Annotated in this window: 9 protein-coding genes and 1 rRNA gene (1 of these 10 cut by a window edge); 4 read left to right on the plus strand and 6 right to left on the minus strand. The window is 53.6% G+C overall.

The annotated features are described in order from the left end of the window. Positions 1–6: 6 nt before the first annotated feature. From ACAF76_RS18100 to ACAF76_RS18120, 5 genes are all read right to left on the minus strand, one after another. Entirely contained in the window at positions 7–567 is a 561-nt protein-coding gene (locus tag ACAF76_RS18100) for an NADPH-dependent FMN reductase (RefSeq protein WP_421617077.1), read from the minus strand. Positions 568–597: 30 nt separating this feature from the next. Continuing rightward, on the minus strand, positions 598–2,106 hold the full coding sequence (locus ACAF76_RS18105) for a 4-hydroxyphenylacetate 3-hydroxylase family protein (RefSeq protein WP_421617078.1): 1,509 nt from the start codon (positions 2,104–2,106) through the stop codon (positions 598–600). Between the two features lie 216 nt (positions 2,107–2,322). Next, positions 2,323–3,606 (minus strand): TRAP transporter large permease, encoded by a 1,284-nt coding sequence (locus ACAF76_RS18110; protein WP_421617079.1) that lies wholly within the window; start codon positions 3,604–3,606, stop codon positions 2,323–2,325. After that, entirely contained in the window at positions 3,603–4,082 is a 480-nt protein-coding gene (locus ACAF76_RS18115) for a TRAP transporter small permease (RefSeq protein ID WP_421617080.1), read from the minus strand. The genes ACAF76_RS18110 and ACAF76_RS18115 overlap by 4 nt, the downstream gene beginning before the upstream one ends. 23 nt (positions 4,083–4,105) lie before the next feature. Beyond that, positions 4,106–5,173 (minus strand): TRAP transporter substrate-binding protein, encoded by a 1,068-nt coding sequence (locus tag ACAF76_RS18120; protein WP_421617081.1) that lies wholly within the window; start codon positions 5,171–5,173, stop codon positions 4,106–4,108. 318 nt (positions 5,174–5,491) lie between these two features. On the opposite strand from ACAF76_RS18120, the gene ACAF76_RS18125 reads away from it, so the two are divergent. From ACAF76_RS18125 to ACAF76_RS18140, 4 genes are all read left to right on the plus strand, one after another. Continuing rightward, positions 5,492–6,322, plus strand: a complete 831-nt coding sequence (locus tag ACAF76_RS18125) for a methyl-accepting chemotaxis protein (RefSeq protein ID WP_421617082.1) — start codon at positions 5,492–5,494, stop codon at positions 6,320–6,322. Between the two features lie 74 nt (positions 6,323–6,396). Then, the gene (locus ACAF76_RS18130) at positions 6,397–7,044 is read left to right on the plus strand and encodes a Crp/Fnr family transcriptional regulator (protein WP_421617083.1); all 648 of its coding nucleotides are present in this window, start codon (positions 6,397–6,399) and stop codon (positions 7,042–7,044) included. A gap of 34 nt (positions 7,045–7,078) precedes the next feature. Beyond that, positions 7,079–7,702 carry a Crp/Fnr family transcriptional regulator gene (locus tag ACAF76_RS18135; protein ID WP_421617084.1) on the plus strand — a complete coding sequence of 208 codons (624 nt, stop codon included), beginning with the start codon at positions 7,079–7,081 and terminating at the stop codon, positions 7,700–7,702. Positions 7,703–7,823: 121 nt separating this feature from the next. Then, positions 7,824–8,861: a zinc-binding alcohol dehydrogenase family protein gene (locus tag ACAF76_RS18140; protein WP_400164763.1), complete on the plus strand. Its 1,038-nt coding sequence runs from the start codon at positions 7,824–7,826 to the stop codon at positions 8,859–8,861. A gap of 175 nt (positions 8,862–9,036) precedes the next feature. Here ACAF76_RS18140 and ACAF76_RS18145 read toward each other — a convergent pair. Further along, positions 9,037–11,270 (minus strand): 23S ribosomal RNA (locus ACAF76_RS18145); it runs 737 nt beyond the window's last position.

An 11,270-nucleotide genomic window follows, 5' to 3' on the forward strand; every position in this document is an offset into this window, starting at 1 on the left:
GCTTTTTTACCTTCCGGCACCCGTCACACCGGCGCCTTTCAACGCTTTTTGCATCTGCACCACTTCTGTGGCAAGATTCGTGATGCGCTCCAGCACCTCACCGTCCGCAATCTCGTTTTGCCCGTTGAAGTGGTCGGCGTGTGCGTACACAAAGCCCGGAGCCACGTACCCCCGAAAGTACCCTGCGATCGGCTTCAACTGATTTTCCACGACCAGGTAATGCTGATACGTGCCGCCGTTTGCGACAAAGCCCATCACCTTATGGCGGAGGACACTCGGAGGCAGGTGGTCGAACAGGTTTTTCAGCGCTCCGGTGATCGAGCCTTGAAAAATGGGGGTACCGATTACGTAAAAGTCGGCCGCAGATACGATGTCGACAACTGTTTTGGTATCGTCCGTGTAGGCGGACAGCTCTCGTCCGTCACACAGCGACATCTGGTAGTTGCGCAGATCCAGCAGCTCTACCTCGATTGTGGGATCGAGCTTTTTTGCTTCATCCAGCACGCATTGCACGAGGATGCTCGTCTTGGCGCCGATGACCGTACCCGAAATGCCCAGCAGTTTCATCGTCAGCCCCTCCTTTCGTACTGTTTTCTGTTAGTTCGTAACCCGTTGTGGGCCGATATCGTGCCCGCTTGCCGCTTCTGCTTTCTGTTCGTAGATGCGCAGCGCATCGTCCACCAGCGTGCATGGGCGGGAACGCTTGTAATTGTTGTAGAAAATCGCCCGCTTGCGGATCGGATCGCCCGTGTAATACCGTTCGTACTGCAGCAGGCGCTGTCCGAACGCTTCGCCGCACAGATCCCAGGCGAGCTTGAACAGGCGGACCCGCTCCTTCCCGGAAATGCCCTCGCGACCGACGTAATACTTTTCCATTTCCTCGCCCAGCTCGGGATGCTCCAGGTCAGCATCTGTGGGCGACATGAGCAGACCGCCGGCGCCAATGATCTGCATCACTTCGATGGCGCGCGGGTACATCTTGGGCAGCAGCCCGCGAATCGTCTCGATCGGCACGTATCCCGGCATCAGCTCGCCAGAAGGCAACACTTCGTACTCCCGCTCTGCCGTCTCCAGAAGCGCCCTGATCGACTCCACAGACTGGATCAGCTCGCCCAGGTCGTTTTGGACATTCAAAAAGACATCTACCCCGATGGAGTCGGCAATCCGCATCGCGACCTCGGTGGCGAACTGCAGCTTTATGAGCCCGCGTACGCCGGTCTGGTGGGCGGGCTGCTGTCCGATCCCGGTCTTGGGATACAGCAGATTGGCCGCTTCCACGTTGTTGTACAGGAAGACGCGATCCCAGGGAACCACGACATCGTTGAAGACGAGGACGGCATCCATCTCCTCAAAGCGGGATGCCAGCGGATGATCGTAGACAGAGCGGGTTCCATCCTGCATCGTTTCGCGACAAATGATCCGCAGTCCCGGCGTCTCGATCGGCAGGGCAAAAGCCAGCGCGTACCGCTCGTCGCCCGGTTTGAATCCAGGGAAGGAGTAGATAATCACCTCATCCGTGATCGGCGCAAGCGTGGCCAGCATTTTCGCCCCCCGCACGACCAGCCCCTCCGGCGTTTCCTTGACCGCGCCCAGATGGGTGAACATGTCCTGCTGCTCATGCGAGGATTTGCTGCGGTCATTTTGCGGATTGATGATGGCATGGGTCAGGAAAAGGTCATTGTCACGGACATAGCGATAGTAGTTCTTGGCGTTTTCCGCCCACTGCGGATTGTACGCCTCCAGGAAAGACGCGTTGCAGTACAGTGAAGTGAGAACGACATTGAGAAAGTCGGGGGTTCTCCCCATCAGCCCGAACGTGGCTTTGGCGTACGCCTCGTAGAGGTTTTTGCGCGCCTGCAAATCGGCCGGAGTCTTCACCGGGAGAAATGCGTTGTTCGCTCTCTCTCCCGTCTCCTCGCAGATGTGCGTAATCTTCTCCTGGTATAACGGATCGTGCTGCATATCGTACAGCTTGGCTATTTCATGGATGGGCTGCCGAAATATGGCCTCATCGTAGACATTTGTTACCCTGCGTCCATGCAGCCACACTTCCGGCTGCCGGGATTTCAGTCCAGCGATGTACTGGGCGCCTGTGCGAATTCCCATGGCGATACCTCCTTGTGTCGTTTGACAGTGATATTTGCTGCTATATGAGTGCATTATAATATCGAATAATTCCGAAAATTGTAGTCCGGTTAACGTTTTCCGTGCAGAAAAATGCGCCCTGTCACTTTCCGAAACGAACCCGCAGCAGCCGTGCTCAAAAAAACAGACTGGCAGGAACGCCACGTTCTCCACCAGTCATGTTACATTCACAGTCCATTACACGAGTCCCAGCCAGCGAGGAATGAGCAGCACCGCATCCTCCCAGTAGGTAATGACAAGCAGGATCACAATCGCCAGCAGCAAGAACGGATTGGTCGCCTTCACCAGCCGCTCGAAGCGCACTTCAGCGATCGAGGAGACGATAAACAGACCAGTCCCCACGGGCGGCGTCAACAGCCCGATAGTCAAATTGATACAGATAATTACGCCGAAGTGAATCGGATCGATCTGGAACGCCGTAACCAGCGGCATCAGCACCGGGACCAAAATAATCAGCGCAGCGATTCCGTCCAGGATCATGCCGAGCAGAAGCAGCAGGACATTCACCAGCAGCAGGAAGACGAACGGATTTTCCGACAGGGAGAGCATGGAATTGGCAATGAGCTGCGGGATTTGCTCGAAAGCGATCATCCAGCCGAAAATGTTGGCCATCGCGATCAAAAACGTGACCGTCGCCGTACTGATGACGGTATTGACGAGAATTTGCGGAATTTTGTTCCATTTCAGCTCCTTGTACAAAAACGCCCCCACCAAAAAGGCAACTGCACAGGCAATGCCGGCAGATTCAGTGGCCGTAAAGGCACCACTCAAAATCCCGACAATAATGATGAAAGGGACGAGCAGTGCGGGCAATACCTGGACCGTATTGCTGAGCATTTCCCGGCCAGTGGCCCGCTGGCTTTTGGGAAAGTTATGCTTATACCCCAGATAGGCAATCAGCGACAAAAAGCCGATTCCGTACAAGATGCCGGGGATGATTCCAGCCATGAACAGACCGCCGATCGAGGCTCCGGACTGTGTACCGTAGATAATAAAGATCATGCTCGGCGGAATGATCGGGGCCACGATCGAAGAAGCCAGCGTCAAGGCCGAGGAAAATTCCCGATTGTAGCCCTCCTTTTCCATCTCCGGAACCATGACCTTGCTCATCATCGCCGCCTGCGCATTGGCAGACCCGAGAATCGAGGCCAGAAACATATTGGAAATAATCGTCACATAGGCCAACCCGCCACGCACATGCCCTACAAACACCTTGGCGAACCGGACAAGCCGGGTCGTAATTCCGCCGCCGTTCATCAGCTCCCCGGCAAGCATGAACAGCGGGATCGCCAGCAATCCGAAGTTTTCCAGCCCAGAGTAAAGGCGCATCGGAGTAGAGGCGAGCAACGTCGTATTGTCCATCAGGAAAAAGTAGATGACGGTAATCATGCCGAGTACCAGCGAGATCGGAATCCCCATCATCAGGAGGAGCAAAAAGATCAAGATGACCAAAGCCGTCACGCCGCTTCCTCCCCTCGGATCATCTCCATGAGATTACACGTGATGTGAACTGCGGCACATGTCAGGCTGATCGGCACAGCGCTGAACGGAATCCACATCGGCAGCAGCAAAGCTGTCGACTTTTGAAAGGAGACTGCTGGCGAGAACACCCACGTGTAGCTGTAATAGAGCAGCAACAAAAGAAACAGCAGCATGAGGACATGCCCGATCATGCCAATCACTTTTTTGCCTCTTTCCGGCATGTAATCAAGCGCGATCGTCACAGCAGCCTGGGACCTGTACTTCAGTCCCAGACTGCCGCCGATAAAGCTGGTCCAGACCAGCAAGAACACGGACACTTCCCCCGCCCACGACAGCGGGGCATTAAACACATAACGAAAGAGAACTGAAACGATAATCAGGATGGCCATTGCGAGCATGATGCACATCGCCACGTATTTTTCAACCGTCGCAATCCCGTTGCTCAACGCTTTCATCTGCTCCTCCCCTTCAAGTCTGTCTATTTGCGGAATGTATCGATGAACTCCTGGATGAGAGGATCAGTCGGACCGTACTTCTCGTCGTATGCCTTGATTTGCGCGGAAAAGAGGGCTGGATCGATTTCATAGATCTTCATGCCCCGATCGCTCAGCGTCTTTTTAAACTCTTCCTCCTGACCGGCCCGCGTCGTCGCGGAGTAGTCCGCAGCAGCCGCAATCGCATCACGCACGATCTGCCTGTCTTCCTCAGGCATGCTGTCAAATGTGGACTTGCTCGCCATCACCACTGCCGGCCAGACCATGTGATTGGTCACAGCACCGTATTTGACGACTTCATCGTACTTGTTCGTAATGGCCGCATCGAGGTCCATATCCATGCCATCGATTACCCCTGTCTGCACCGCGGAATACACCTCCGGCAAAGGCAGACCCTCAGTGGAAGCACCGAGCGACTGGTAAAAGTCAGTCAGTGGCGGACTGGGCGTAACCCGCAGCTTCAGACCGGCCATGTCCTCCGGTTTCAAGACTTCCCTGTCCTTGAACAGCATGACGCGCTGTCCGGCAAACAGATAGTCCAGACCGACCAGCCCCTGTTCTTCCAGGGTAGCGAGAATTTTTTTGGAGACTTCTGCACTTCTCGCTTCGTTTGCTTCATGCAAATCTTTGAACGCGTACGGCGTAAGCCAAGCAGCGAACGAAGGAGAGCGGGAGCTCAAGTAAGCTGCCGTGATCAAGCCAAAATCGACCGAACCTGCGCCGATCTGCTGTACCATGTCGGCTTCCGTGCCCAATTGGCTGGACGGGTAAATATCCAGCTTCATCCGCCCGTCAGAACGCTTGTCCAGCTCTTCCTTGAATTTTTCCGCCGCCTTATGCCACATATGGTCTGGCGCTGTAATATGGGCCAATTTAAAGGAGTAAGTCGGCTTTTCCTGTCCAGCCGCGCTCTCTTCCGCACCCGATGCTCCCGTGCCCGATGCTGCAGGCTGAGAACTCGTAGTACTGCCCCCGCCTCCACAAGCGGCTGTCATCACAATCGTCAGGGAAGCTGCCAACAAGGTTGTCCCCCACTTTTTCCATTTCTTCATACGACTACCCCCATTTCAGTAACTGAATTTTCTAACAATTGGACGTAACTTCAGTTTGATGCGGACAGATTGCTTTCATTCTACAAAAACCGCCTGTTTGCGAATGTAAAGCCGTTAACGTAAACCGCAGATTTTTTCTGCTCCTGTCGAATGTTGTTGTGTAAACTAGTTAACGTATTTTTCTTGTTTTTGCACATGACTGTTAATTTTGTGTGAATCCGTCTTTTTTTCAGTGTATAATTCTACGTGAATAATCTATCGTTTCTGAAAATTCTGCTTTTGCATTTCAACCCTGGTTTCCCGGAGGAAATGAAAACCATGGATATGTTGCACAATGTTGTCAATGTCGCCGCAATCATGCACCAGATGGTCACCTGTTTTGAGGACGATTTCACTTTGGGGATCACCGACACCGAGACATTTTTACACTATATACCGGGGAAAACCTTGCAGTTCGGGTTGTCCCGTGGCGAATCGATCCGAGAGGGGAGTTTGGCCAATACGATTCTGAAACAGGGCAAGCCGATCAGCAGGGTGATGGACTCCAGCGTATACGGGATTGCCTACATAGCCGGCGGGCTCCCTCTGTTCCACGAGGGCAAAGTGGCAGGCACGCTTGTCTTTGGGGTAAGCCTGGACCGGCAAAACAAGCTGGCGGAGATTTCCCAGCATCTGTCTGCCATCGCCGAGCAGGTTTCTGCCCAATCCCAGGCGATGCAAAACGGGGCGGAAGCATTATCTGTACACAGCGAAAAACAGTTTCAGGTGATGACCAGAATGATTGAGCAGTTGCAGTCCACCTTTTCCGTGCTGCAATCAATCTCGCAGATTGCCAAACATTCGGAAATTCTCGGTTTGAACGCCTCCATTGAAGCTGCCCGCGTCGGAGAACACGGCAGAGGCTTCACCATCGTCACGGGAGAAATCCGGCGTTTGGCTGCGAGGTCTGGCAATTTGGCAAAGGAAATTTCTGCGCATCTGATGACGCTACAGACGGAAATAGCAGCCATTTCCGAAATGGTTCATGCTACCCGCACGCTTTCCCAAGCGCAAATGGAAGGAATGGGCGAATTGGCCTCCGCCATACAGGAAATTACCGAGGAATCCCTGCTCCTTCAGCAAATGTCGCAGATTCACAGCAACTCGTAAAACTGAATGACCCTTTGTTTGCCGTAACGAAACATGCCTTTCTTAGCCCACTAACAACACAAGGAGTGTTCGATATGGTAACCCCTTTTGAAACGGATGTAAAATGGGAGTCGTTTCTGGAGTTTGGCACCAGGCAATTTTTCAAAGGCAAAACAGTCATTTACGAACAAGGAACAATGGGTGAAGGATTTTACTATCTCCACAAGGGATTGGTCAAAATCGTCAGCTCCACCGTCAAAGGAAACCCCCGCTTGCTAAACATCGTCGTACCCGGGCAAATCATGGGCGTGCAGTCGATGGACCGGCAAATCCACTTCACTTCCGCGATCGCGGTGAAAAATACAGTCGCCTACCACTTTAACTGCGAGCAATTCCAGGAAATGCTGAAGGTTCGTCCTGAACTGCTCTCGCTGTTTACACAAACAGTCAGTCAAAAAATGCGCACCCTGTTGTTTGCCATCAATATGAAAACCTTGACTTCAGAGGAGCAAATCGCCACCCTGCTGCTCAACATTTGCGAAGAATACAAAATCTACGAGGTCCCGCTCAGCCAGCAAGAGTTGGCCGAATGTGCCGGGCTTACTCGAATTACGGTATATAAAATTTTGAAGCAATGGAAGGAAGACGGCATCGTCGAGTACAAAAACCGCAACTTTATGATCAAAAAGCCTGAGTTGCTGCGAGCCGAACAACTGCAGGCACGAACGGCTAGAAGCGTATAAGGCGCCATACGAACAAGCGAAAAGGGGGATGGGCATGTCTGACTTGCGCTACAAGTGGACTCCTTTTTTAATGTACGGCAAAAAGCTGGAGCTTCCCAAGAACACGGTTGTCTACCGCCAGGGCGAAACGGGAAGGGGATTTTACTACCTGGACAAGGGGGGTCTGAAAATCACGCTGCTCTCTCACAACGGCCATGAGCGCACGATCGACTACGTCCCCACTGGCGGCTTGTCGGGAGAACACGGTGCATATAACGGAACTTATTTGACGACTGCAACCACCACCTGCAATTCCGTCCTGTACCACTTTTCCGACGACGCGTTGTCCCGGGTCTGCAGCGATCATCCGCAAGCAGCCATCCTTTTCACCAATTCGCAGATTTACAAGGTTCGTTTGCTCGCAGAAATTATCGCCTTCCAGGACTGTCCTGTCGAGCAGCAAATGGCCAAGTTTTTACTCAAGCTGACGACCGTCCACGAGACCGAAGCTGTTCCGATCGACCAGACCTCATTTGCCCGCTACGTCGACACCTCCCGCATCACCGTCAACAAGATTCTGCAAAAATGGAGACAGCAGGGAATGATCGAACTGTCCAGCCGCAGCATGATCCGTGTCATCGACCAGCAAAAGCTGCAGTCGGTTTTGAATAGCTGGTAATGCCTTTGCAATCAGCAATGCAGTTTGGCTTGCTCCGCGATGTGTTTTTCCAGGGGTCGCTTGGTATAATAATGGTGTCTGATAGCCAGATGTTTCCACCAAGCGAAAAGAGGTGTTGATCGTGTCATCTTCCCCTACAATGAAAGCATTCGGATTTTTCAAGCCAGGACCGAAGACGGAGCCCCCTCCTTTTGAACAGGTAGAAGTGGAAAAGCCGAAGCCTGCGGGTCGGGATCTGCTCGTTGAAGTTCGCGCTATCTCTGTCAATCCGACGGACTGGCGGCAACACAACGGAAAGGACGCCAACGACGATTCGCTGACGATTGTCGGGCGTGACGTCGCTGGCGTGGTGGTCGAGGTCGGTAGCGAGTGTACGCTGTTTCAGGTCGGCGATGAGGTGTTTTACGCCGGAAGCAATATTCGTCCCGGAGGACACAGCCAGTTTCATCTGGTCGATGAACGAATCGTCGGGAAAAAACCCAGGACGCTCGATTTTGCACAGGCGGCGGCGCTGCCATTGACCAGTATTACGGCATGGGAGGCTTTCTTTGTGCGCCTGGGCATCTCCCGCAACCCGGCTGACAATGCCGGCAAGACGCTCCTTGTCATTGGAGCAGCGGGTGGCGTCGGATCGGTCGCTACACAGCTCGCCAAGCTGGCCGGACTGACTGTCATCGGCACCGCATCGCGTCCGGAGACGATCCAATGGACAAAAGAGCACGGCTCTGACCATACCATCAATCACCATCAGCCATTTGAGCCGCAGTTGAAGGAGCTTGGTTTTCCAGGCGTACACTACATATTCTGCCTGACGCAGGTTGATGAGCACATGGCTGAAATGGCGAAAGTGATTTTGCCGCAGGGGAAAATCTGCTCGATTCTGCCCACGCAAAAACCACTCGACCCGAACCTGTTTCTTAAAAGCGTGACATTTGCTTTTGAACTGATGTACACCCGTCCGATGTTCCAGACCGATGACATGATCGAGCAGCATCGAATTCTCGATGAGTTGGCGGAACTGGTCGATTCCGGTAGCATCCGTTCTACGATGACGGATCACATCTCTCCTATCAACGCGGACACGCTCAAGGAAGCGTACCGCAAGAGCATGTCCGGCAGCGCGATCGGAAAGATTGTGCTGGAAAGGTTTGAGGAATAGCAAAAGAGGGGGAGTTTGACTTTTGCTCTCCATGAAAAAAAGACCGTTTCCGTTTTTATTGGAGCGGTCTTTTTCGTTTCATAGCAAAAGACCTACTGCTCTCTTGGAGAAAACAGTAGGTCTTTTGGCGATCGTTCCTTCAAAACTGGATCTGCATGCATGCTGTGGATTGTGTGTGGATAAGTCCTCGACCGATTAGTATTCGTCAGCTCCACGCGTTGCCGCGCTTCCACACCGAACCTATCAACCTCATCGTCTTTGAGGGGTCTTACCAGCTTGCGCTGTGGGAAGTCTCATCTTGGAGGGGGCTTCACGCTTAGATGCTTTCAGCGCTTATCCCTTCCGCACATAGCTACCCAGCTGTGCCACTGGCGTGACAACTGGTGCACCAGCGGTGCGTCCATCCCGGTCCTCTCGTACTAAGGACAGCTCTCCTCAAACTTCCTGCGCCCGCGACAGATAGGGACCGAACTGTCTCACGACGTTCTGAACCCAGCTCGCGTACCGCTTTAATGGGCGAACAGCCCAACCCTTGGGACCTACTTCAGCCCCAGGATGCGATGAGCCGACATCGAGGTGCCAAACCTCCCCGTCGATGTGGACTCTTGGGGGAGATAAGCCTGTTATCCCCAGGGTAGCTTTTATCCGTTGAGCGATGGCCCTTCCATGCGGAACCACCGGATCACTAAGCCCGACTTTCGTCCCTGCTCGACTTGTAGGTCTCGCAGTCAAGCTCCCTTCTGCCTTTACACTCTACGAATGATTTCCGACCATTCTGAGGGAACCTTTGGGCGCCTCCGTTACCTTTTGGGAGGCGACCGCCCCAGTCAAACTGCCCACCTGGCATGGTCCTCTCGCCCGATGAGGGCGACGAGTTAGAAACTCCGTACATCAAGGGTGGTATCCCACCGACAGCTCCACAGAGGCTGGCGCCCCTGCTTCAAAGCTTCCCACCTATCCTGTACATGATGCACAAAGTTCCAATACCAGGCTACAGTAAAGCTCCATGGGGTCTTTCCGTCTTGTCGCGGGTAACCTGCATCTTCACAGGTATTATGATTTCACCGGGTCTCTTGCCGAGACAGCGCCCAAGTCGTTACGCCTTTCGTGCGGGTCGGAACTTACCCGACAAGGAATTTCGCTACCTTAGGACCGTTATAGTTACGGCCGCCGTTTACTGGGGCTTCGGTTCAAAGCTTCGCTTGCGCTAACCCATCCCCTTAACCTTCCAGCACCGGGCAGGCGTCAGCCCCTATACTTCGCCTTGCGGCTTCGCAGAGACCTGTGTTTTTGCTAAACAGTCGCTTGGGCCTTTTCACTGCGGCCCCCTCGGGCTCAGCCCGCCCGACACCAGCTTACGCTCGCGTCGGGCGGGGACCCTCACCCTACCGGGGCGCCCCTTCTCCCGAAGTTACGGGGCCATTTTGCCGAGTTCCTTAGCAAGAGTTATCCCGCGCACCTTAGGATTCTCTCCTCGCCTACCTGTGTCGGTTTGCGGTACGGGCACCTTGTTCCTCGCTAGACGCTTTTCTTGGCAGTGTGAAATCAGGGACTTCGGTACTTGAATTTCCCTCGCCATCACAGCTTGTGCTTGACAGTGTGCGGATTTGCCTACACACCACACTTGCTGCTTGGACGGCCATCCAGTAGGCCGCTCACCCTATCCTCCTGCGTCACGCCATTGCTCAAACGGTACAGAGGTGGTACAGGAATATCAACCTGTTGTCCATCGCCTACGCCTTTCGGCCTCAGCTTAGGTCCCGACTAACCCTGGGAGGACGAGCCTTCCCCAGGAAACCTTAGGCTTTCGGTGGACAAGATTCTCACTTGTCTTTTCGCTACTTACACCGGCATTCTCACTTCCAAGCGCTCCACCGCTCCTTCCGGTACGGCTTCACCGCTGCTTGGAACGCTCCCCTACCCAGTCCGTAAGGACTGCCATAGCTTCGGTGATACGTTTAGCCCCGTTACATTTTCCGCGCAGAGTCACTCGACCAGTGAGCTATTACGCACTCTTTAAATGGTGGCTGCTTCTAAGCCAACATCCTGGTTGTCTGGGCAACTCCACATCGTTTCCCACTTAACGTATACTTGGGGACCTTAGCTGATGGTCTGGGCTGTTTCCCTTTTGACGATGGATCTTAGCACTCACCGTCTGACTCCCGGACATAAGTCATTGGCATTCGGAGTTTGACTGAGTTCGGTAACCCGATGAGGGCCCCTAGCCCAATCAGTGCTCTACCTCCAAGACTCTTCATTCCGAGGCTAGCCCTAAAGCTATTTCGGGGAGAACCAGCTATCTCCGAGTTCGATTGGAATTTCACCGCTAGCCACACCTCATCCCCGCACTTTTCAACGTGCGTGGGTTCGGGCCTCCAGTAGGTGTTACCCTACCTTCACCCTGGACAT

Origin of the sequence: Brevibacillus sp. TJ4 (genome assembly GCF_044627595.2) — a bacterium.
Lineage (GTDB): Bacteria > Bacillota > Bacilli > Brevibacillales > Brevibacillaceae > Brevibacillus.

Coding starts and splice junctions, on each gene's coding strand:
- ACAF76_RS18100 (WP_421617077.1), bottom strand. CDS start 567: ATGAAACTGCTGGGCATTTCGGGTACGGTCATCGGCGCCAAGACGAGC.
- ACAF76_RS18105 (WP_421617078.1), bottom strand. CDS start 2,106: ATGGGAATTCGCACAGGCGCCCAGTACATCGCTGGACTGAAATCCCGG.
- ACAF76_RS18115 (WP_421617080.1), bottom strand. CDS start 4,082: ATGAAAGCGTTGAGCAACGGGATTGCGACGGTTGAAAAATACGTGGCG.
- ACAF76_RS18120 (WP_421617081.1), bottom strand. CDS start 5,173: ATGAAGAAATGGAAAAAGTGGGGGACAACCTTGTTGGCAGCTTCCCTG.
- ACAF76_RS18125 (WP_421617082.1), top strand. CDS start 5,492: ATGGATATGTTGCACAATGTTGTCAATGTCGCCGCAATCATGCACCAG.
- ACAF76_RS18130 (WP_421617083.1), top strand. CDS start 6,397: ATGGTAACCCCTTTTGAAACGGATGTAAAATGGGAGTCGTTTCTGGAG.
- ACAF76_RS18135 (WP_421617084.1), top strand. CDS start 7,079: ATGTCTGACTTGCGCTACAAGTGGACTCCTTTTTTAATGTACGGCAAA.